Origin of the sequence: Pseudomonas carassii, assembly GCF_036324045.1 — a bacterium.
GTDB classification, from domain to species: Bacteria; Pseudomonadota; Gammaproteobacteria; order Pseudomonadales; family Pseudomonadaceae; genus Aquipseudomonas; species Aquipseudomonas peradeniyensis.
Genome location: NZ_JAZDCT010000054.1, coordinates 1 through 23,367, shown reverse-complemented (window position 1 = coordinate 23,367; position 23,367 = coordinate 1). Strand labels below are relative to the sequence as shown.

The following is a 23,367-nucleotide window of genomic DNA, read 5'->3' as shown; positions in this document are numbered from 1 at the left end:
ATTCCAAAGCCCCTGATCGCGATGCGGTCGGGGGCTTTGTCTTTTCAGGGTATCAATGCGCGAGCTCCCTGGGCTGTCGTGAAGGGAACAGCATTCCCAGGCACAGCACGGCCCCCTGTAGGAGCGGCTTCAGCCGCGATCACCCGCGAAGCGGGTGCCAGACACCGAGTTGCTTGCATCGCGGCTAAAGCCGCTCCTACAGAGATCTCTTTTTGCCGTGCAACAGCACAGCCTGAAGGGCTATCCCCCGACCCCTGACATCCAAGACAAAAAAAGGCCGCTCCCAGTTGGGAGCGGCCTTTTTGCTATCGGGGCATACGCCCCTGCCAGTGATATCAGCTCAGCAGATTACGCACATTGCCCATTGCCTCATCGGCAAAGCCCTGCAGGAACGCCTGGAAGCCCGGCAGGGCCTCTGGACCACCCTCCCAGGGCTCGGCCTGGATGGTCCAGGTCGCACGGCTGCGGTTGGCATCGATCACCTGCACTTGCATGGCAGCCCACAGGTTGCCGATATTCAGGCTGGTGTAGATCAGGCTCCAGGTCATGTGCATGGCCTGCTCGTCACGGCTGTTCAACTGCTCGATCACCACGTTGCCATCCTTGAACAGCTTCTTGCGCACCGAGCGCACGCCACTGCCGGTCATCTCGATATGCGCCAGTGCAGGGATGAACACCGGGAAACCGGCGAAGTTGCCGACGATGTTCCACACGCTGGCGGCCGGGGCGGCGATCTCGACGCTGGCAACCACCAGGCAGCCTTGCGGGTTGCGGATCAGGGTGTCGGGTTTGAGTGCTTGCATGGGATGTTGCTCCTGTTGTGGATAAAAGAGATCAGATAAAGCCGATGTCGGCCAGGTAGCGGCAGCCGCGGCTGAGCAGCGCCGGGTCCTTGCTCGGGTAACGGGCACCCATGCGCTGCACGCCGGCACGGGCGTTGTCGTGGGCGATGCCGGAGATGTCGCCTATGTCTTCCTCGAAGCCGTCCAGGTAGAAGCCCAGGACGTCGTACAGCGCGTTGTCACGGTCGACCCGGGCCAACTGGCGCTGCCACTGCTCGACGCTGACCAGCTCGAAGGCGTGGCCCTGTGCATGGAACGACGCCAGGTAGTCACGCCAGCGCAGCGGTTCGGGGTTGTGCAGGTTGAACACGCATTGGCCAGCCTGGTGGCGGCTGCTATGGAAGGCGATGAAACGGGACAGGAAGTCCACCGGCATGAGGTCGAAGTCGATCTCCAGCTCCGGCACCTGGCCCAGTTGCAGCGAACCCTTGAGCATCAGCATCAGCCGGTTGCGCTGTGGCTGGCAGGCGCCCGTGCGGCTGTCGAAGGTGATGTTGCCGGGGCGGAACAGGTTGACCCACACGCCCTGCTCGCGGGCACGGCTGAGGATGCGCTCGCCGACCCATTTGCTCAGGTTGTAGCCATTGCGGATGTAGATCGGCGGGGTACTGGCTGGATCGCTTTCCAGCACGCGACCGTCGTTGTCCACCGCGCTGCACGCAGACAGGGTCGAGACGAAGTTGAAGATCTTCTTGCGCCGGCCTTCGCACAGCCGCAGGCACTCGAACAACGGCTCGATGTTGTCGGCGGCCAGCACCTCGTAGTCGAGTACATGGTTGACCTGCGCGGCGTTGTGCAGCAGGGCGCCATAATTGTTGTCCAGGTCGTCGTAATCGGCCTGGGACAAGCCCAGCAGCGGCTTGCGCAGGTCCGCCTCGAACACCCGTACGCGGCTCAGGTCCAGGGCAATATGGTTGTCCCGCAGGGACTGGGCGAAGCGCTCCTCGGCGGACTGCCCACCGGCGCGGCGTACCAGGCAGGCGACTTCGGTGGCGCCCCATTCCAGCAGGGCTTCGACCAGGTGCACGCCAAGGAAGCTGTTGGCCCCGGTGACGATGACCTTGTGCACATCGCCCAGACGCTCCATCGGCAGCACCTGCAGGCCGAGATCGCGGTTGGCGTCCTGCTCCAGGCGCGCCAGGGAGGTCTGCAGCGCGTCATCGTTGCCGTCGAGCAGCGCGCCCAGGCGCTGCAGGGTCGGCTGCTCGATGAAACGGTTGATCGCCACACCCTGGCCGAAGTGTTCCCGGATCTCCAGCAACAGGCGCGACAGCAGGATCGAGTGCCCGCCCAGGTTGAAGAAGCTGTCGTCCATGGAGATGTCGGCTGGCGGCAGCTCCAGCAATTCGCTCCACAGCTGCAGCAGGCGCTTTTCGGTCTCGGTTGCCGGCGCGATGCGCGCGTTCGTTGGCAGGGTCAGTGGCCGCGCCGACAACGCTCGGCGGTCTACCTTGCCGTTGGCCGTATAGGGCATGTGCTCCAGCACCTGGTAGAACATCGGGCGCATATAGTCGGGCAGGTGCCGTTCGGCATGATCGCGCAGCAAGGCTTGTGCATCGGCCCGCTGCGGATAGGCGAGGAAGGCCAGGATCCGGCGCTGTGCGTCGATCACCACCGCTACCTGGGCGAACAGGTGGCTGTCGCGCAGGCAGTGCTCGATCTCCTCGGGCTCGACCCGAAAGCCTCGGATCTTCACCTGGTTGTCACGCCGCCCGCACAGCTCGATACCCTGCGCGGTCCACTTGCCGATGTCGCCGGTGCGATAGGCACGCAGCGTGCGGCCGGCGGGAAGGTTCAACTCGACGAAGCGTTCAGCGGTCAATTCCGGCTTGTTCAGATACCCCAGGCCGACACCGGGCCCGGCGATATACAGCTCGCCCGGGGTCTGCTCCGCTACCGGTTGCAGTGCCTGGTCGAGTATCAGCACCTGGGTGTTGGCGATCGGCAGGCCCAGGTTGCGGTTGCTGTCGCCGCTGGCGAACACCCGGGTGGTGGCCAGCACGGTGGTTTCCGTCGGCCCGTAGATGTTGTGCATCCGGCACTGACCGGCCAGGCGGGCGATGACCTCCGGCTCACAGACGTCGCCGCCGGTGATCAGGTGGCGCAGGCCGAGGTGGAGATCGCGTGGCAGGATGCTCAGCAGGGCCGGTGGCAGGAACGCGTGGCTGACTTCCTGGCTGTGGATAAGTTGTACCAGTTGCTGCGGATCACGGCGCTGGTCTTCGCTGGGCAACACCAGTTCGGCACCGCAGGCGAAGGTCGGCAGGATGTCCAGCAGCGAGGCATCGAAGCCGATGGTAGAGAACTGTAGTACTCGGCTGTGTCCGTCCAAGGCCACATGCTCGCGGTACCAGGCCATGAAGTGCGCCAGGTTGCGCTGGCTGAGCAGCACGCCCTTGGGCTGGCCGGTGGTGCCGGAGGTGTAGATCGCCACGCAGGCCTGCTCGGCGTGGGCCTGGCGCAGCGCCAGGCCAGGCAACGCCATGCCCGGTGTCGTTGCGAGGCTGCGTACATCCACATGGGGGATATCCACAGGCACATGCCCGTCATGCAGCACGACGCAGGCACCGGCATCCTCAAGGATCGACTGGCGTCGTTCGGCCGGAGTGGCCGGGTCCAGCGGCAGGTAGATGGCTGCACAGCCCAGTACCGCCAGCAGGCTGGCATAAAGGTCGGGCGTCTTGTCCATGCACACGGCGACCACCGGCGGCTGTTCACCGGACTCGGGCAGTAACGGCGCCAGGGCCTGCTGGATGGCGACGGTGCGGGCATGCAACTGGCGATAGCTTGAGCGCTGGCCAGCGTGGTTCAGGGCGGAGCATTCGGCATGCAGGCGCAGGCTGTGCTCCAGTGTTTCGACCAGGCCCGTTTCGGCCTTCTCCAGCAGGTCGGCGCGCAGCGTGCGGTTGAACGGGTGGCGGTAGGCCAGTGCTTCCAGCCAGTCCAGGCCATGCTCGCGCTCCTGGTCGCCGGGGCTTACTGCGGGGGCTTCCTGCAAATATGCAGGATTGCGGGCAAAGCGGGTGACCTGCAGGGCCAGTTGATCACACAAGGCCTGCAGGGTGTCTTCACGCAACTGCTGGCCGTTGCCGGAGCTTGGCGCTTGGATCGCAGCTCGCTGGATCAGCCGCTGGGCGCTGGCACTGCCGCACCAGCACAGGGCTTCGAGTTGCGGCAGGGGCTCGGCGAAGCTGGCGCCCAGGCGCAGCCTGAGCAGCGGCGTGTCACCCAGGGGCTGCCAGTCGCTGCTGCCCAGGGCCAGGCTGCCATCTTCCACCACCAGGTCCGGCCGGGCCGACAGCTGCTGGCACAAGGTCTGCGCGCTGTCGGCGGTGGTCGAGCCATGGCCGTGCTCGTGGAGCAGGCGGGCGAATGCCTCCAGGGTGGGGCTGTTGCCCACCAGGAGTATGTCGAGGCGTCTCATGTCCAGGTCCTCAGGGCAGGTAGTCGCGCAGGGCGTCTTGCACGCAGGGCGACTCGAGCATCGAGCTGCTGCGGAAGAAACGCAGGATGTTGCCCAGCAACGGATGCTGGTGATTGATCGGGTAGGCCAGGCCTTGTGCTTCCTCGCGCAGGGCCTGGCGCACCGTTTCGTTCACCGGCAAGGCGGCGATCAGGGCGCAGTCGAAAGCCTGCTGGATGTCGCTGGTCAGGTACTGGCGCAGGAACAGCGGCAGTACCTTGGCGATCGCCTGTCGATCCGCTTGCGGCGCGGTGTGCCAGTAGATGCGCGTCAGCCGCGCCCAGAAGCTGGAATGACGGCCTTCGTCCAGCAGGTGATCGGCCATCAGTCCCTTCACCGAGGGCTTGACCGAGTCGTCCTTGGCAAAGGCCGCGACATCGTCGGTCAGGGTGTTCTCGGCGATGCCCACGCAGATCAGCTCCAGCGCATCGCGCAGGCCCTCGGGCACCTGGTCCAGCACGGCCGGGATGGCGCGGCTGAGTTCGATCTCCTGGGGCAGGGCGATCGGCTCGATGCCGGTCAGGGCGATGGTCTGCTGCAGGAAGTCCATTGCCACCAGGGCGTGATAGTCCTCGTCCACCACCACGGTCATCGCGTCGTAGCGGCAGGCGAACGGGAAGCGCACGGCAAAGCGGTCCTTGGCGATGCGCCGGGCGGTGCGGTCGACGATCTCGGTCTCGAAGATCACCACATCGTTGATGAACTTGTAGAGGCTTTGCACCAGCACGAAATCACGCAGCTGCGGACACTCGCGCTGGAACGTCGCGCCGAGCACCAGGGGCTGGCGGCTCAGGGGGTAGATCAGTCGCTGGTCATCCTCCACCAGGCGCCGGGGTCGGGTGCGGATGGTCGCCCGAGCCTCCCAGGCTTCGGCAAAGGAGCGGTACTCGAGGGCATTCATGGGGTGACCTCGGCGACAGGCGTCTGCAGCGAGGCTCGCAGGCGGTCCCACAGCGCCATGCGACTGTCCACCGCGGCGATGGCGGCCACGTAGACGTCTTCCTGGCGCAGCGGGTCGTGATCGACCAGGCGAGCCAGTAACTGTTCGGCGGCAGGCCCGTGGTCCTCGGAGTCCACCTCGATGTGGCGTTGCAGGTAGTAACGGAAGGTCGGCGCCTGCTCGGTGCCGATGCCCCACTCGTCGAGGATCTGCTGGAACATCGCCGGGATCACGCTTTCCCGGCCGTGCAGGAAGGCGGCCGCAACCCGGTGGGCCGGTGCGTCGAGGGCCACCTCGAGGGTGTCGCGGACGAATTGCTGGGCGGCTTCACTGGCACCGCAGCGTTGCAGGGCATCGATGGCCGTGGTGCCTTGCTGTTGCAGGCTGATGAAGCGATCGATGGCCTGGGTGCTGGCACCGACCTCGCGCATGGCATCAAGGTACAGTTCGAAGTGGCTGTAGTGGCCGTGGTCGAGGCGGTCATCCGATTCTTCGCCCAATACGATCTCGTTGATCAGGCGTGCCGCAGCCGGATCCGTCGGTGGTAGCCAGGGCAGGCTGACGCAGGTCAGCTCCTGCTGCAGGCGCTTGGTCAGCGACATGAAGTCCCAGACTGCGAAAACATGGGTTTCCATGAATCGACGCAATGTCTGCAGCGAGTCGATCTCGGAAAAGAGTGGGTGCAGGGAAAGTTCATGTTTCTTGTCGGAAAGTGTGCGCTTCAATGTGCTCATGATGAGGTCCATTATGGATGGCATTCAGGGATGGAGTTGCTCTGCACATTGTTCGTTATATAAATTCCAGGCGAAGGGGTGCCTCGAATGAAATTTCGACATCGAACAACGGGTAGAGGCCGGCAGGGCTTGTCTGGCAAGGCATCCACGGTGATGCCTGGCCGCCCTTGGCTGGCGCTATAAAAGTTAGAACAACTTCAAAGTTTGCCGCAATTGTTTTTTTGATTATTTTATGCTCAGACTTTTCTTGAAATATAAGTGCCCGAATAAAACTTTGGGTAAGTTTTATTTTGGCAATATGTGCTCCTTCCGATAAATAACGATCAGAAAAATAGACACAGAGTGAATGCCTCACTCGGAGCACTGATGAACGGAGATGGGAGAGTGACTATTGGAGGGCGGCTGATCGCGTGCGGTCCTTGCCCCGGTGCCAGATTCCTTCTGCAGGTGAATGAGGAGGCAGGCGGCCAGGTCCACGTCTGATGATCAGCGGCCGCTGCGGGGAGTAGAGTGTGCTCAAAATGCTGGCACTGCCATGGCCGGCAGCAGGCAGGCCAGAGGAAAAATCCGCTTGCTCAGCGCCAGGAGGGCAGGGGAAGGGTCAGTAGCTGAGCAGCCCGAGGTGGCTGTTGAAGATGCGTACCAGACGCTGGTTGAGCATCGAGGCATCGACCGATGGCAGCGGCAACTCGATCAGCTCAAGCTCCCGACGCACCAGGTTGTGCCAGCCGAGCATCGCCGCCAGGGAGCCTGGCGGGTAAAGCACAGTCATCGGTACATGCAATGGAAGGTTGCTGGTACTGAACTGCGGGCTGTCACAGCTTGAAACAAACAAGTGACGGGTCTGCCCCGGACAAGCCTCTTGCACCTGCTGGATCAGGGCCAGCGCGATGTGCGCGCCCAGCCCCTGGGCGAACAGGGCGTGGGGCTGTACGAGATAGGGCTGAAGCTGTTCGCGCAGGGCCTGGGTCAGGCGCCCGGTCACGGGCAGCGCGGCGGACTGTTCCAGGTCGGCAATGCTCGGAACATCGACCGCGACCAGTTCGATGGGGTCGCTGAGGGTCCTGGCCCAGGTGCGGTACTGGGCAAGTTGCTGCCGGGTGCTGGCCAGGCAGATCAGGCGGATCCTGGACGGCTGGTCGGGCGTGGTTTCCTGTCGCGTCTGCACGTGCACTGCCGTTCCTTGTGGCGGATCGTGTCTGCGCAGCGACGCGGTCGCTGAGGTCGGCTGCGCGGTTGAGCAGGATCAGTTGCCCGATTGCCTGTCGAGGTAGCTCCTGATGGTGCGCGCGGCATGGTTCAGGTGCTCTTCCAGGAGCTCGATGGCTTCGTCTACCAGCTTGTCGCTGGCGGCGTCGACCAGGGCGATGTGGTCGTCCTGGGTGAGCTTGCCCAGCCCCATCGAGGACAGGTGGAAGCGCAGGAAGCGCTCCTCCTCGTTGAGCTCGATCTCGATCATGCGCAGCAGTTTCTGGTTCTGCGCCTTGCTGTAGAGGGCCATGTGAAACAGTCGGTTAAGCCGGCCGATTTCGGCGTGGCGGGTCTCGCTTTCGAGCTGGCGGATATACGCCCTGGCCAGGGCGATGTCGTCGGCATCGAGCAAGGGGATCGACTGGCGCAGCGCCTCGGTCTCGAGCAGCACGCGCAGAGCGTAGGTGTCGACGGCATCCTCGCCGATCAGTGGCGCCACCACGGCGCCTTTGTGCATTACCACCTGGAGCAGGGACTGCGCCTCGAGCTGACGCAGCGCCTCGCGCACTGGCATGCGGCTGACGCCGAACAGGGTCGCCAGCTCCTGCTGGCGCACGGCGGTGCCCGGTGGCAGGCGGCCGTCGAGGATGGCACTGCGCAGGCGCTCTTCGATGACACCGCGGGCCAGGTGCGGCGGTACCTGCTCGCTGCCCAGCACGGTGCTCAGGAGTTTGGGTTTCTCAGCCACGCGGGGTTCGCCTCGGCAACATGAAAATTGGATCCAATAACCCTAGTGAGGGAAGGGGGCGCTTGTCAAACGGATTGATCAAGCGTGCGCGCCATGGCGCACTCACGAAACGCGGCTATCGTGAAGCAAGTTGCCGGCATTGGGAAGATGGCCAAGGTCGCCAGCCCTTGTACGAAGCGGGTTTGCCGACAGTTGGCAGCACGGGCACCCGGTGCCATTGTCTTTTGCCGCGCCAGCCCGCACCATCGCTGCTTTCGACTGATCTGAACAGGTGTCCGCAGTGGCGATACCTTGGCCTCTCAATGCGACCGCACGCCGGCTCGGCCTTGCCGTGCTGCTCGGCTGCCTGTGGCTGGGCGCTACCCAGGCGGATTGGGACTTCTCGCAGATCAGCCGCCGTGCGCAGGCATTGTATGGCCCGCTGGGGCCGGGGCAGGGGCGCATCGATGCCTGGCAGAACCTGTTGACGGCGCAGAAGCAGGGCAGCGAGCTGGAGCAGTTGCAGGTGGTCAACCTGTTCTTCAACAAGCAGTTGCGCTACGTCGAGGACATCGACCTGTGGCACGAGGTCGACTACTGGGCCACGCCGGTGCAGTCGCTGATCAAGGGCGCGGGCGACTGCGAGGACTATGCCATCGCCAAGTACTTCAGCCTGCGGCGCATGGGCATCCCGGCGGAAAAGCTGCGCATAACCTACGTCAAGGCCTTGCGCCAGAACCGTGCGCACATGGTCCTGACCTATTATTCAAGCCCACAGGCCCAGCCTCTGGTGCTCGACAGCCTGATGGACGCGATCAAGCCGGCCAGCCAGCGCACCGACCTGCTGCCGGTGTATGCCTTCAATGGTGAAGGCCTGTGGCTGACCGGCGCTGGCGGCAACAAGAAGGTCGGCGACACCAAGCGCCTGTCACGGTGGCAGGACTTGCTGAAGAAAATGCAGGCCGAAGGGTTCCCGGCCGAACCGGTTTACTGAAGGAGCACAGATGTCACTGTTCAAACAATTGCTGCTAGCCATTTGCCTGTTCCTGGTGGTCGCCTTCAGTGGCAGCTTCATGGTCAGCCTGGAGAGCTCGCGCAGCCAGTACGTCAACCAGCTGCGCTCCCATGCCCAGGATGCGGCGACCGCGCTGGCGCTGTCGCTGACACCGAACATCGACGACCCGGCGATGGTCGAGCTGATGGTCAGCTCGATCTTCGACAGTGGCTACTATTCGAGCATCAAGGTCATCGACCTGGACTCCAATGCCGTGCTGGTCGAGCGCCATGCCGAGCCCGACGCAGGGAGCGTGCCGGGCTGGTTCATCCAGCTGATCGGCCTGGACCCGGCCGGTGGCGACGCCATCGTCAGCCGCGGCTGGCAGCAGGCGGCGCGGGTCGAGGTGATCAGCCATCCGATGTTCGCCCTGGCCAAGCTCTGGCAGAGCGCCCTGGGCAGCCTGGGCTGGCTGTTGCTGTGCGGCGCGGCGAGCGCGGTGCTTGGGGCGCTGCTGCTGCGTCGTCAGCTGCGGCCGCTCGACTACATGGTGGCGCAGTCTCATGCCATTGCCCGCCGCGAGTTTCTCAGTCTGCCGGAGTTGCCGCGCACGCCCGAACTGCGTCGGGTGGTGCAGGCAATGAACCAGATGGTCGAGAAACTCAAGGCGCTGTTCACCGAGCAGGCCGAGCGCAGCGAGAAGCTGCGTGCCGAGTCGTACCAGGACAGCCTTACCGGGCTGGCCAACCGTCGATACTTCGAAATGCAGCTCAACGCCCGGGTCAGCAATCTGGAGGAGGCCCGTGCTGGCTACCTGCTGTTGCTGCGGGTCCAGGACCTGGCGGGCCTGAACGCGCGCCTGGGTGGCCAGCGCACCGACCAGTTGCTGCAGGCGGTGGGCGAGCAGTTGCGCCGCACCTGCGCGAACTTCCCCGAGACCAACGACCTGATCACCCGCAGCCGTGGCGGCGAGTTCGCGGTGCTGGCGCCGGGCATGGTGCATGACGAGGCGATCCAGTTGGCCCAGGCCCTGGAGACCACCTTGCATAGCCTGCACGAGACCGGCGCCAGTGATGTCGACCCAGTGGCCTGCATTGGCCTGGCGCCCTACAGCCCCGGGGATGCCCCGCAAGCGCTGCTCAAGCTTGCCGACGAGGCCCTGGCCCGTGCCGAGAGCCAGCCCGCGCCGGGCTGGGTGTGCCTGGAGCAGGGCGCCGCGGGCCAGGCCGCCGATAGCCACCATGCCTGGCACACGCGCTTGGACCAGGCGTTGGACAAGGGGCAGTTCGAGCTGTTCTTCCAGCCCGTCGTGGATGCCAGGGCGCCAGAACGGGTGCTGCACTACAAGGTCATCTCGCGCCTGCACGACGAGCAGGGCGAAGCCCTGGCGGCCGGCCGCTTCCTGCCGTGGCTGGAGCGCTTCGGCTGGATGGCGCGGCTGGACCTGCTGGTGCTGGAGAAGGTACTCAGGCACTTGCAGGGGCATGGCGAGGCGCTGGCGCTGAACCTGTCGGCCGCGACCCTGGCCGACCCCAAGGCGCTGCAGCGGGTCTACGAGCTGCTGGGGCAGCATGGCGCGCTGGGACGACGGTTGACCTTCGAGATCGGCGAGGAGCAGTTGCCCGAGCAATCGGTGCTGGAACAGCTGACCCGGCGCCTGCGCGCCCTGGGCTTCAGCCTGGCGCTGCAGCGCTTCGGCGGGCGCTTCAGCATGATCGGCAACCTCGCCCACCTGGGCCTGGCCTACCTGAAGATCGACGGTGGCTATATCCGCAATATCGACCAGGAGCGGCACAAGCGGCTGTTCATCGAGGCCATCCAGCGTGCGGCGCACAGCATCGACCTGCCGTTGATCGCCGAGCGGGTAGAGACCGAAGGGGAGCTGAAGGTACTACGGGAGATGGGCGTGCAGGGGATTCAAGGGCAACTGGTAGGTGGGCCGGCACCCTGGCGTTGAGTGGAACCCTGTGGGAACGGGTGAACCCGCTCCCACAGGCGCAAACAATGGCCGCGTGATCAGATCAACCCGCCGTTCTCATCTTCCTCGATCAGGTTGTTCAGGCCGCCTAGCGCCTCACGTGCGCTGGCGCGACTGAGCAGCTTGGCCTGGGCGCCGGGCGGCAGGTCGGTGATGCTGAACACGCCCTTGGCGGTCAGTACCTCGATCAGGTCCTCCAGTACCCGGATCATGTCCAGGTCGCTCTGCTTGAGCTGCTTGAGGCTGTTCTCCACCACGTCGTCGGCGAACCATTCCTGAATCTCGGCATGGTCGGCCGGGAGGATGTCGGTAAACCCGTCAAATCCGGCGGCCTCCACCCGCAGCAAACGGCCGTCAGCGTCGCGTTGCACGTAGAACATGGCGGCGTCCCTCGTCACGATGAATCCTTCTTGGTAGTCAGCAGCATAGGCAAAGTTCACCGGGCATGTAAGCCCGGTGCACGAGTATGCGCGTGAAGGGATGGCTGGAAAAGCCCGCGCCCCCGACGCCGGCCCTTGCGGGCCGAGGTCGGGGGTGAGGGATCAGCTGTTGGAGTTGTCGATCTTGATGGTCGGGTCGGCACCGCTGATCAACGAGTTGATCGTGGTGTTGGACCAGTTCACGCCCTCGAGCTTGATGGTCACGTCGGCGTTGGCCAGGCCACCGGCGGCGTTGAGCTTGCCTTCGGTGCTGACCTGCAGGGTCGACTCGCCATTGACCGTGGTGATCTTCAGGAAGTTGTCGATGGTGCTGGCCTTCTCGCCCTGGAGCAGGTCGCTCAGGTCGAGGCGGTCACCTTCGCTGGCCTTGAAGTCCTTGATCACGTCCTTGCCCAGGTCGCCGGCCTTCCACACGAAGGTGTCGGCGCCGCTGCCACCGGTCATGATGTCGTCACCCTTGCCGCCGATGAGGATGTCATTGCCGGCACCGCCGAACAGGATGTCGTTGCCTTCGCCGCCGAGCAGGGTGTCGTTGCCGGTGCCACCGAGCAGGATGTCGTTGCCCTTGCCGCCGTCGATGTAGTCGTTGCCACCCTGGCCGAAGATGATGTCGTTGCCGTTGCCGCCCAGCAGGGTATCGGCGCCGTCGTTGCTGCGCGAGACATCGAACTCGGCGTAGTTCTCGGTGATGTACTTGTGCATCGCCCGTGCGTCCACGCTGCCCGCGTCGACGCCCAGCTTGTCGGCGACATAGCCGCGGATCGCCTCGACGCCAGTGCCGGCAACACCGTCGAAGACCATCAGGTCGCCGAAGATGATGTCGTTGCCGTCGCCGCCGTTGACCGTGTCGTTGCCCGGCTGGGTGACTTCGGTATGGCCGAGGATGGCCTCGGCCAGCTTGCTCGGGTCGATGTTGGTCTGCGGCTTGCCGTCGGTGTCGTACGGTTTCAGGTCGTTGGTATTGACACCATTGTTGAGGCCGATGGCCTCGACCTCGGACAGGCCCGAGAGCAGCTTGAAGCTGTCCTGCGAGTTGTTCGTGGTGGTGGTGCTTGTGCTGGACCCACTTCCTCCGCGTGTCGACAGTTCATAGCCACCAATACCGTCGGCGCGAATGTCACCCGATAGCGTTGTGCTCCAGCTTCCCCGGCTATAGGTCTGTACGGTCAGCGCTCCGTCGCTCCCGATGGTGATGTAGTTCGTGTTGTCCAGGTACTTGCTGACCGTCATGCCAGCCTTGTAATTGATGGAGGCCAGGTAGCTGTCGAAGCTGTTACCGCTAGTGCCCAGGTTTGGGTTGCCTTGCTCGTTGGCCTGGTAGTAGGTCGGCTGGCCATCGGTAATGAAGAAGGTCTGGTTGCTGCCGGTATTCCCTGCGGCCTTGAGAGACTGGAACCAGTTGGCGGTGGTCTTGAAGGCATCCTCGTAGTTGGTGCCGCCGTTGGCATTGAGCGTGTTCAGGGCATTGAGCAAGGTTTGCAGGCCGGCATCGTTCAGGGTCACCGCAACGCTGCTCTTGACCTGGGTGGCGAAGTCCACCAGCAGGATGTTCACGGTACCCGACTGGTCGCCCTTGACGCTGGCGGCCAGGGTCTTGAACACCGATTCCAGGGACTTCTTCGCCGCATCCACGCCGGACGAGCCCATGCTGCCCGAGGTGTCGACGATGAAGGCGAGGTTGTAGTCCTGGCCCGGTACCACGTGCAGGCCGGTGACGTCGGCCACCACCACATCGTTGCCGTCGGTGCCGGTGATGTTGTCGCTGTCCGAGGACAGGTTGCTGGTGGTGTAGGACTGCGGGTAGACCGTGACCTTGATGGTGCCTTCGCTGGTCGCGGTGCTGCCACCGACGCTCTCGGTGGAGGTCGAGCTGACCTTCACGTCGAACTGGCCCTGGTAGTAGGCCGGTGGCTTGATGGTCAGGCCGCCCAGGTTCCAGCCGGTGACGTCCACCGCGTCCTTGCCGACGGTGATGGTGTGGCCGGCGTTGTCAGCCAGCACCGAGCCTGCCGGGATGCCGCTGAGCTTGACGCTCAGGGACTCGGAGCCATCGGTGTCGGTCAGGTTGGTGCTGATGCCCACCAGCTTGACCGGGGCGCCGTTCTCGCTGCCTTCGTTGAGCTTGTAGCCGTCATAGTAGCCTTGGTTGTTGCTGCCGTGCAGGTCGCCGACGGTCACGCCGGCGTTGGTCAGGTCCTTGACGCTCGGGTACATCGGGATGTTCGAGCTGTTGAGGTCGGTGACCGCGCCGCTACCCACCTTGATGTTGACGTCCAGGCTGCCGGGGCCGGCCTGGTTGGCGTTGTAGATCTCCAGGGTGTAGTAGCCGCTGGTGGTCGGGGTGAAGCTGCCGGAGATGGCGCCGCTGCCCGAGCCCCAGGTACCGCTGGCGACGTTCTTGCCACCGACGACGATCTGCAGGCTGTCGTCGGCCGTGCCGCTGAACGCATAGGTCTTGCCGGCTTCCAGGTAGATCAGGCCGGAGGTCTTCGAGCCCGTGCCAGGCGACACGGTGGCGACCGTGTCGACGCCAGTGACGGTCTCGCTCTTGCTGGCATTGCCGGAGTTGGCGAAGACGTTCTTCAGCGCATCGCCGGTGATGCCGTTGCCGCCGCTACCCAGGCCGGTGAGGCTGTTCCAGGTTTCCTTGAGCAGGCCGATGGAGTTGACGTTGTTGTTGCCGATGTTCAGGTCAGGCTTGTCGGCCACAGGCGCGATATCGACCTTCATGGTCACTTCGCTACCGGCGTTGGTGCCGTCGTTGGGCTTGTACTTGATCTGCGCGTAGTCGGCCTGCTTGTTGCCCACGCCGCTGCCGCCATAGCCGTCGACGCCCGACTGGTTGGCCAACGGCACGAACTTGAGCTTGCCGGCGGCGATGTCGGCCTGGCTGATGTTCTGGTTCAGCGACACATCGACCCACGAGGTGCCGTTGAAGAACTTCAGGCTGCCCAGGTCCGGCAGCTTGCTGATGGTCACCGACAGGCCGGTGTTGCCATCGGCGTCGCTGACGTTGAAGTCGCCCCACTTGAACACGTAGTCGGTGTCTTCGCTGCCGGTCACGGCGCCACCGGTCGACACCGGCGCATGGTCGTTGTCGATGATGGTGGTGGTGACGCTGGACTTGCCGGCGTCGACCTGCAGGTTCTCGAAGCCGCCGCCGGTGGCGCCGGTGATCTTGACCGTGAAGTTCTCCGAACCCTCGACCAGCTTGTCGTCGATGGTCTTGATGTCGAAGGTGGTGCCGCTGCTGCCTGCCGGGATCTTCACGGTGACCACACCGGTGAAGTCCTGGCCGTCGGTGGCGGTGCCGCTGTAGGTCAGGGTGATGGTCACCTCGGACTTCGACGGGTTGCTCAAGGTCAGGTTGTAGTGGGCGGTATCGCCTTCGGTCACCGAGGTGTCGCCGCTGATGCCGACGGTGGTCAGGTCGCCCTGTCCGCTCGGCTCGTCGGTGACGCTGGTGGTGACGGTGTTGCTGCCCAGGGTCAGCTTCTCGAAGTTGTCGCCGCCGGCGACCGATTCGATCTTGTTGACGATGTTCGGTTGGCCACCGAGGTACGGGTCGTCCTTGGCGGTGATGGTGAAGGTGCCGCTGGCGCTGCCGGCCGGGATGCTGACCTTGGTGCCATCGGTCAGGGTGAAGGTCAGGCCATTGTGGCCGGTGACCGACAGGCCCTGGGCATTGGTCAGGGTCACGGTGTAAGTGACCTGGCCGCCTTCGGTGACGGTGGTCTTGTCGGCGGACAGGGTGGCGACCACTTCACTGATGGTGTCGCTGATCTGCACGGTGGCGTTGCCACCCAGTTCGAGGTTCTCGAAGGTCTTGCCGGTGACCGTGGCATCGGTGATGCCGACGGTCAGCGAGCTGCCGTCCTTGAACACATCATCGCCTTGGGCTGCGGCCTTGTACTCGACCTGGGTCTGGCCAGCCGGAATGATTACCTTGGCACCGTTGCTCAGGGTCACGGTCAGGTCCTGGTCGAGCTTCTGGCTGACCTTGACGGTGAACGACGGCTGCTGGTCTTCGGTGACGTTGCCGTTGCCGACGATGGTGACCGAGACCTTGTCGCCCTGGTTGCCGGTGCCCGGGGTGCCCGAACCTGGCTCGTCGGTCACGGTAGTCTTCACTTCGTTCTGACCCAGGGTCAGTTTCTCGAAGTTGTCGCCGCCGGTGACGCCGGTGATCTTGTTGCTGATGGTCGGCTGACCGCCGACGAATACATCGTCCGCAGCGGTAATGGTGAAGGTGCCGCTGGCGCTGCCCGCCGGAATGGTGACCTTGGTGCCGTCGGTCAGGGTGAAGGTCAGGCCGTTGTGGCCGGTGACCGACAGGCCCTGGGCGTTGGTCAGGGTCACGGTGTAGGTGATCTGGCCGCCCTCGGAAACGGTGGTCTTGTCGGCGGACAAGGTGGCCACGACTTCACTGATGGTGTCGGTGATCTGCACGGTAGCGTTGCCGCCGAGCTCGAGGTTCTCGAAGGTCTTGCCGGTGACCGTGGCGTCGGTGATGCCGACGGTCAGCGAGCTGCCGTCCTTGAACACGTCGTCGCCTTGGGCGGCGGCCTTGTACTCGACCTGGGTCTGGCCGGCCGGAATGATTACCTTGGCGCCGTTGCTCAGGGTGACGGTCAGGTCCTGGTCGAGCTTCTGGCTGACCTTGACGGTGAACGATGGCTGCTGGGCTTCGTTGACATCGCCGTTGCCGACGATGGTGACCGAGACCTTGTCGCCCTGGTTGCCGGTGCCTGGGGTGCCCGAACCTGGTTCGTCGGTCACCGTGGTGGTCAGTGTGTTGCTGCCGAGGGTCAGCTTCTCGAAGTTGCCGCCACCGGTGACGGACTCGATCTTGTTGACGATGCTCGGCTGGCCGCCGACGAACACGTCGTCCTTGGCGGTGATGGTCACGGTGCCGGTGGCGCTGCCGGCCGGGATGGTGACCTTGGTGCCGTCGGACAGGGTGAAGGTCAGGCCGTTGTGGCCGGTGACCGACAGGCCCTGGGCGTTGGTCAGGGTCACGGTGTAGGTGAACTGGCCACCCTCGGCAACCGTGGTCTTGTCGGCGGACAGGGTCGCGACCACTTCGCTGATGGTGTCGGTGATCTGCACGGTGGCCGAACCGCCGAGCTCGAGGTTCTCGAAGGTCTTGCCGACCACGCTGGCATCGGTGATGCCGACGGTGAGTGGGCCGCCGTCCTTGAACACGTCATCGCCCTGGACCGGCGCCTTGTACTCGACCTGGGTCTGGCCGGCCGGGATCACTACCTTGGCGCCATTGCTCAGGGTGACGGTGAGGTCCTGGTCGAGCTTCTGACTGACCTTGACGGTGAACGACGGCTGCTGGGCTTCGTTGACATCGCCGTTGCCGACGATGGTGACCGAGACCTTGTCGCCCTGGTTGTCGGTGCCTGGGGTGCCCGAGCCCGGTTCGTCAGTGACCGAGGTCTTCACTTCATTCTGACCCAGGGTCAGTTTCTCGAAGTTGTCGGCACCGGTGACGCCGGTGATCTTGTTGCTGATGGTGGCCTGGCCGCCGACGAACACATCGTCCGGCGCGTTGATGGTGGCGGTGCCAGTGGCGCTGCCGGCCGGGATGGTGACCTTGGTGCCGTCGGAGAGGGTGAAGGTCAGGCCGTTATGACCGGTGACCGACAAGCCCTGGGCGTTGGTCAGGGTCACGGTGTAGGTGACCTGGCCGCCTTCGGTGACGGTGGTCTTGTCGGCGGACAAGGTGGCCACGACTTCACTGATGGTGTCGCTGATCTGCACGGTGGCGTTGCCGCCCAGTTCCAGATTCTCGAAGGTCTTGCCGGTGACCGTGGCATCGGTGATGCCGACGGTCAGCGAGCTGCCATCCTTGAATACGTCGTCGCCTTGGGCGGCGGCCTTGTATTCGACCTGGGTCTGGCCGGCCGGAATGATTACCTTGGCACCGTTGCTCAGGGTCACGGTCAGGTCCTGGTCGAGCTTCTGGCTGACCTTGACGGTGAACGACGGCTGCTGGTCTTCGGTGACGTTGCCGTTGCCGACGATGGTGACCGAGACCTTGTCGCCCTGGTTGCCGGTGCCCGGGGTACCCGAACCTGGTTCGTCGGTGACGGTAGTCTTCACTTCGTTCTGACCCAGGGTCAGTTTCTCGAAGTTGTCTGCGCCGGTGACGCCAGTGATCTTGTTGCTGATGGTCGGCTGACCACCGACGAATACATCGTCTGGAGCATTGATGGTGAAGGTTCCGGTGGCGCTGCCCGCCGGAATGGTGACCTTGGTGCCATCGGTCAGGGTGAAGGTCAGGCCGTTGTGGCCGGTGACCGACAGACCCTGGGCGTTGCTCAGGGTCACGGTGTAGGTGATCTGGCCGCCCTCGGAAACGGTGGCCTTGTCGGCGGACAAGGTGGCCACGACTTCACTGATGGTGTCGGTGATTTGCACGGTGGCGTTGCCACCCAGCTCGAGGTTCTCGAAGGTATGGCCCGGAACCGTGGCATCGGTGATACCGACGGTCAGCGAGCTGCCGTCCTTGAACACGTCGTCGCCCTGTGCGGCGGCTTTGTACTCGGTCTGGGTCTGACCTGCCGGGATCACCACCTTGTCGCCGTTGGACAGGGTGACGGTCAGGTCGTAGCCAAGCTTCTGGCTGACCTTGACGGTGAACGACGGCTGCTGGTCTTCGGTGACGTTGCCGTTGCCGACGATGGTGACGGACACCTTGTCGCCCTGGTTGTCGGTGCCTGGAGTTCCGGTGCCCGGCTCGTCGGTCACGGAAGTCTGCACTTCGTTCTGACCCAGGGTCAGTTTCTCGAAGTTGTCGGCACCGGTGACGCCGGTGATCTTGTTGCTGATGGTAGCCTGGCCGCCGACGAAGACGTCGTCAGGCGCCGTGATGATGGCGGTACCGCTGGCGCTGCCGGCCGGGATGGTGACCTTGGTGCCGTCGCTGAGGGTAAAGGTCAGGCCGTTGTGGCCGGTGACCGACAGGCCTTGGGCGTTGGTCAGGGTCACGGTGTAGGTGATCTGGCCGCCTTCGGACACGGTGGTCTTGTCGGCGGACAGGGTGGCGACCACTTCACTGATGGTGTCGGTGATCTGCACGGTGGCGTTGCCACCCAGCTCGAGGTTCTCGAAGGTCTTGCCGGTGACTGCGGCATCGGTGATGCCGACGGTCAGCGAGCTGCCATCCTTGAACACGTCGTCGCCCTGAGCTGCGGCTTTGTATTCGACCTGGGTCTGACCGGCCGGGATCACCACCTTGTCGCCATTGCTCAGGGTGACGGTCAGGTCCTGGCCAAGTTTCTGGCTGACCTTGACGGTGAACGACGGCTGCTGGTCTTCGGTGACGTTGCCGTTGCCGACGATGGTAACGGAGACCTTGTCGCCCTGGTTGTCAGTGCCTGGGGTGCCGGTACCCGGCTCATCGGTCACGCTCGTGGTGACGGTGTTGTCGCCCAGTGTGAGCTTCTCAAAGTTGTCCGCGCCACTGACACCCTCGATCTTGTTGACGATCGAAGGCTGGCCGCCGACGAAGACGTCGTCAGGCGCCGTGATGATGGCGGTACCGCTGGCGCTGCCGGCCGGGATGGTGACCTTGGTGCCGTCGCTGAGGGTAAAGGTCAGGCCGTTGTGGCCATTGACCGGCAGGCCCTGGGCGTTGGTCAGGGTCACGGTGTAGGTGATCTGGCCGCCTTCGGTGACGGTGGTCTTGTCTGCGGTGAGGGTGGCGACCACCTCGCTGACGGTGTCGGTGATCTGCACCGAGGCATTGCCACCCAGTTCCAGATTCTCGAAGGCCTTGCCATCGACGGCGGCATCGGTGATGCCGACGGTCAGGGTGTCGCCATCCTTGAAGACGTCATCACCTTGGGCTTTCGCTTTGTACTCGGCTTCGGTCTGACCGGCCGGAATAACGACTTTGTCGCCGTTCGACAGGGTCACGGTCAGGTCGTGGTCGAGTTTCTGGCTGACCTTGACGGTAAATGCAGGTTGCTGGTCTTCGGTGACATCGCCCTTGCCGACGATGGTGACGGTGACCTTGTCGCCCTGGTTGTCGGTACCTGGAGTGCCGGTACCCGGCTCGTCAGTCACACTCGTGGTGACGGTGTTGTCACCCAGTGTGAGCTTCTCGAAGTTGTCCGCACCACTGACACTCTCGATCTTGTTGACGATCGAAGGCTGGCCGCCGACGAATACGTCGTCAGGGGCGGTAATGGTGAAGGTACCGCTGGCGCTGCCGGCCGGAATGGTGACCTTGGTGCCATCGGTCAGGGTGAAGGTCAGACCATTGTGGCCGTTGACCGGCAGACCCTGGGCGTTGGTCAGGGTCACGGTGTAGGTGATCTGGCCGCCTTCGGTGACGGTGGTCTTGTCGGCAGTCAGGGTCGCGACCACTTCACTGACGGTGTCGGTGATCTGAACCGAGGCGTTGCCGCCCAGCTCCAGGTTCTCGAAGGACTTGCCGTCAACGGCGGCATCGGTGATGCCGACGGTCAGGGTATCGCCGTCCTTGAAGACGTCATCGCCTTGGGCCTTGGCCTTGTACTCGGCTTCGGTCTGGCCGGCTGGGATGACCACCTTGTCACCGTTGGACAGGGTGACGGTCAGGTCGTGGTCCAGCTTCTGGCTGACCTTGACGGTGAAGGCCGGCTGCTGGTCTTCGGTGACATCGCCTTTGCCGACGATGGTGACGGTGACCTTGTCGCCCTGGTTGTCGGTACCTGGAGTACCGGTGCCAGGCTCGTCAGTCACACTCGTGGTGACGGTGTTGTCACCCAGCGTGAGCTTCTCGAAGTTGTCCGCGCCGCTGACGCCTTCGATCTTGTTGACGATCGAAGGCTGGCCGCCGACGAATACGTCGTCAGGGGCGGTGATGGTGAAGGTGCCGCTGGCACTGCCGGCCGGAATGGTGACCTTGGTGCCGTCGGTGAGGGTGAAGGTCAGGCCGTTATGGCCATTCACCGGCAGACCCTGAGCGTTGGTCAGGCTGACGGTGTAGGTGATCTGGCCGCCTTCGGTGACGGTGGTCTTGTCGGCGGACAGGGTGGCCACGACTTCACTGATGGTGTCGGTGATCTGCACCGAGGCGTTGCCGCCCAGTTCCAGATTCTCGAAGGTCTTGCCATCAACGGCGGCATCGGTGATGCCGACGGTCAGGGTGTCGCCGTCCTTGAAGACGTCGTCGCCCTGGGCCTTGGCCTTGTACTCAGCCTCGGTCTGGCCGGCCGGAATTACGACCTTGTCGCCATTGGACAGAGTGACAGTCAGGTCATGGTCGAGCTTCTGGCTGACCTTGACGGTGAAGGCCGGCTGCTGGTCTTCGGTGACATCGCCCTTGCCGACGATGGTGACGGTGACCTTGTCACCCTGGTTGTCGGTGCCTGGAGTACCGGTGCCCGGCTCGTCGGTCACGGTCGTGGTGACAGTGTTGTCACCCAGAGTCAATTTCTCGAAGTTGTCGCCACCGGCAACCGATTCGATCTTGTTGACGATCGAAGGCTGGCCGCCGACGAACACGTCGTCAGGGGCGGTGATGGTGAAGGTGCCGCTGGCACTGCCGGCCGGAATGGTGACCTTGGTGCCATCGGTCAGGGTGAAGGTCAGGCCGTTATGGCCGTTGACCGGCAGCCCCTGGGCGTTGGTCAGCGTCACGGTGTAGGTGATCTGGCCACCTTCGGACACAGTGGTCTTGTCGGCGGTGAGGGTCGCGACGACTTCGCTGACGGAGTCGGTGATTTGGACCGAAGCGTTGCCGCCCAGCTCCAGATTCTCGAAGGCCTTGCCATCGACGGCAGCGTCGGTGATGCCAACGGTCAAGGTACCGCCGTCTTTGAAGACGTCATCACCTTGAGCCTTGGCCTTGTACTCGGCTTCGGTCTGACCAGCGGGGATGACCACCTTGTCGCCGTTCGACAGGGTCACGGTCAGGTCGTGGTTGAGTTTCTGGCTGACCTTGACGGTGAAGGCCGGTTGCTGGTCTTCGGTCACATCACCTTTGCCGACGATGGTGACGGTGACCTTATCGCCCTGGTTGTCGGTACCTGGAGTGCCAGTGCCCGGTTCGTCAGTGACGGAGGTCTTCACTTCGTCCTGACCCAGGGTCAGTTTTTCGAAGTTGTCGGCGCCGGTGACACCTTCCAGCTTGTTGGTGATGGTCGGTTGACCACCAACGAACACGTCGTCTGGAGCGGTGATGGTGAAGGTACCGCTGGCGCTACCGGCCGGAATGGTGACCTTGGTGCCATCGGTCAGGGTGAAGGTCAGGCCGTTATGGCCGTTGACCGGCAGCCCCTGGGCGTTGGTCAGCGTCACGGTGTAGGTGATCTGGCCGCCTTCGGTGACGGTGGTCTTGTCGGCGGTCAGGGTCGCGACGACCTCACTGACGGTATCGGTGATCTGCACGGTGGCGTTGCCGCCCAGTTCCAGATTCTCGAAGGTCTTGCCATCAACGACTGCATCAGTGATGCCGACGGTCAGCGAGCTGCCATCCTTGAAGACGTCGTCGCCCTGGGCATCCGCCTTGTACTCGACCTGGGTCTGGCCAGCCGGAATCACCACCTTGGCGCCATTGCTCAGGGTGATGGTGAGATCCTGGTCCAGCTTCTGGTTGACCTTGACGGTAAAGGACGGTTGCAGGTCCTCGGTGACATCGCCGTTGCTGACGATGGTGACGGATACCTTGTTGCCGGTATCCGGGTCATCAGTGACGGTGGTGGTGAGTGTTTCCTTGCCGAGGGTCAGCTTCTCGAAGTTGTCCGCGCCGCTGACACCTTCAAGCTTGTTCACGATAGAGGGCTGGCCGCCGACGAATACATCGCTCGGGGCGGTGATGGTGAAGGTGCCGCTGGCGCTGCCGGCTGGAACGGTGACCTTGGTGCCGTCGGTCAGAGTGAAGGTCAGGCCATTGTGGCCGTTGACCGGCAGACCCTGGGCGTTGGTCAGGGTCACGGTGTAGGTGATCTGGCCGCCTTCGGTGACGGTGGTCTTGTCGGCGGTGAGGGTCGCAACCACTTCACTGATGGTGTCGGTGATCTGCACCGAGGCGTTGCCGCCCAGCTCCAGGTTTTCGAAGGACTTGCCATCGACGGCGGCATCGGTGATGCCGACGGTCAGGGTATCACCGTCCTTGAAGACGTCATCGCCCTGAGCCTTGGCCTTGTACTCGGCCTCGGTCTGACCGGCTGGAATGACGACCTTGTCGCCGTTCGACAGGGTCACGGTCAGGTCGTGGTCGAGTTTCTGGCTGACCTTGACGGTGAAGGCCGGCTGTTGGTCTTCGGTGACATCGCCTTTGCCAACGATGGTGACGGTAACTTTGTCGCCCTGGTTGTCGGTGCCTGGAGTGCCAGTGCCCGGTTCGTCGGTCACGCTCGTGGTGACTGTGTTGTCGCCGAGGGTCAGCTTCTCGAAGTTGTCGCCACCAGCAACCGATTCGATTTTGTTGACGATGCTCGGCTGGCCGCCGACGAATACGTCGTCCGGCGCGGTGATGGTGAAGGTGCCGCTGGCACTGCCCGCGGGGATCGTCACCTTGGTGCCATCGGTCAGGGTGAAGGTCAGGCCATTGTGGCCATTGACCGGCAGACCTTGGGCATTGGTCAGCGTCACGGTATAGGTGATCTGGCCGCCTTCAGTGACCGTGGTCTTATCCGCAGTCAGGGTCGCAACGACCTCGCTGACGGTGTCGGTGATCTGGACCGAGGCGTTGCCGCCCAGTTCCAGGTTTTCGAAGGCCTTGCCATCGACGGCGGCATCGGTGATGCCGACGGTCAGGGTGTCGCCATCCTTGAAGACGTCGTCGCCCTGGGCCTTGGCTTTGTACTCGGCTTCGGTCTGACCGGCTGGAATGACAACTTTGTCGCCGTTCGACAGGGTCACGGTCAGGTCGTGGTCCAGTTTCTGGCTGACCTTGACGGTGAAGGCTGGTTGCTGGTCTTCGGTGACATCGCCTTTGCCGACGATGGTAACGGTGACCTTATCACCCTGGTTGTCAGTACCTGGGGTGCCAGTACCCGGCTCATCGGTCACGGTAGTAGTGACAGTGTTGTCACCCAGCGTGAGCTTCTCGAAG

The 23,367-nt window shown here is 63.7% G+C and carries 9 protein-coding genes and 1 pseudogene; 2 read left to right on the top strand and 8 right to left on the bottom strand.

Going from position 1 to position 23,367, the window contains the following annotated elements:
* Positions 1-335: 335 nt before the first annotated feature.
* The 6 genes from V0R62_RS25470 to V0R62_RS25445 all read right to left on the bottom strand — a co-directional run bounded on the left by V0R62_RS25470 (position 336) and on the right by V0R62_RS25445 (position 7,918).
* Positions 336-803, bottom strand: coding sequence for an SRPBCC family protein (locus V0R62_RS25470; protein WP_330105666.1), 468 nt, complete (start codon positions 801-803; stop codon positions 336-338).
* A 31-nt stretch (positions 804-834) separates the two neighbouring features.
* Positions 835-4,266, bottom strand: a complete 3,432-nt coding sequence (locus V0R62_RS25465) for an amino acid adenylation domain-containing protein (RefSeq protein WP_330105665.1) — start codon at positions 4,264-4,266, stop codon at positions 835-837.
* Positions 4,267-4,276: 10 nt separating this feature from the next.
* Positions 4,277-5,206 carry a diiron oxygenase gene (locus tag V0R62_RS25460; protein WP_186734122.1) on the bottom strand — a complete coding sequence of 310 codons (930 nt, stop codon included), beginning with the start codon at positions 5,204-5,206 and terminating at the stop codon, positions 4,277-4,279.
* On the bottom strand, positions 5,203-5,979 hold the full coding sequence (locus tag V0R62_RS25455; protein ID WP_186734123.1) for a DUF3050 domain-containing protein: 777 nt from the start codon (positions 5,977-5,979) through the stop codon (positions 5,203-5,205). The genes V0R62_RS25460 and V0R62_RS25455 overlap by 4 nt, the downstream gene beginning before the upstream one ends.
* Positions 5,980-6,580: 601 nt before the next feature.
* On the bottom strand, positions 6,581-7,147 hold the full coding sequence (locus V0R62_RS25450) for a hypothetical protein (RefSeq protein ID WP_186734124.1): 567 nt from the start codon (positions 7,145-7,147) through the stop codon (positions 6,581-6,583).
* Between the two features lie 78 nt (positions 7,148-7,225).
* Positions 7,226-7,918: a GntR family transcriptional regulator gene (locus V0R62_RS25445; protein ID WP_186734125.1), complete on the bottom strand. Its 693-nt coding sequence runs from the start codon at positions 7,916-7,918 to the stop codon at positions 7,226-7,228.
* Positions 7,919-8,189: 271 nt separating this feature from the next.
* Between V0R62_RS25445 and lapG the strand changes: the two genes are divergently transcribed.
* Together lapG and lapD are read left to right on the top strand one after the other, a co-directional pair.
* Positions 8,190-8,891, top strand: a complete 702-nt coding sequence (lapG, locus tag V0R62_RS25440) for a cysteine protease LapG (protein ID WP_186716315.1) — start codon at positions 8,190-8,192, stop codon at positions 8,889-8,891.
* A gap of 10 nt (positions 8,892-8,901) precedes the next feature.
* Complete coding sequence (gene lapD, locus V0R62_RS25435; RefSeq protein ID WP_186734127.1) at positions 8,902-10,848, top strand: cyclic di-GMP receptor LapD; 1,947 nt, start codon at positions 8,902-8,904, stop codon at positions 10,846-10,848.
* A gap of 59 nt (positions 10,849-10,907) precedes the next feature.
* Here the strand turns inward: lapD and V0R62_RS25430 are convergent, their stop codons facing one another.
* Positions 10,908-11,249: a tryptophan synthase subunit beta gene (locus V0R62_RS25430; protein WP_186716325.1), complete on the bottom strand. Its 342-nt coding sequence runs from the start codon at positions 11,247-11,249 to the stop codon at positions 10,908-10,910.
* 162 nt (positions 11,250-11,411) lie between these two features.
* Positions 11,412-23,324 (bottom strand): annotated as a pseudogene (locus V0R62_RS25425) (immunoglobulin-like domain-containing protein); the annotation flags it as partial.
* Between the last annotated feature and the right edge of the window lie 43 nt (positions 23,325-23,367).

What these genes read in the sequence shown, in the direction of transcription:
- V0R62_RS25470 (WP_330105666.1), bottom strand. Translation starts at nt 803, where the DNA reads ATGCAAGCACTCAAACCCGACACCCTGATCCGCAACCCGCAAGGCTGC.
- V0R62_RS25465 (WP_330105665.1), bottom strand. Translation starts at nt 4,266, where the DNA reads ATGAGACGCCTCGACATACTCCTGGTGGGCAACAGCCCCACCCTGGAG.
- V0R62_RS25460 (WP_186734122.1), bottom strand. Translation starts at nt 5,206, where the DNA reads ATGAATGCCCTCGAGTACCGCTCCTTTGCCGAAGCCTGGGAGGCTCGG.
- V0R62_RS25455 (WP_186734123.1), bottom strand. Translation starts at nt 5,979, where the DNA reads ATGAGCACATTGAAGCGCACACTTTCCGACAAGAAACATGAACTTTCC.
- lapD (WP_186734127.1), top strand. Translation starts at nt 8,902, where the DNA reads ATGTCACTGTTCAAACAATTGCTGCTAGCCATTTGCCTGTTCCTGGTG.
- V0R62_RS25430 (WP_186716325.1), bottom strand. Translation starts at nt 11,249, where the DNA reads ATGTTCTACGTGCAACGCGACGCTGACGGCCGTTTGCTGCGGGTGGAG.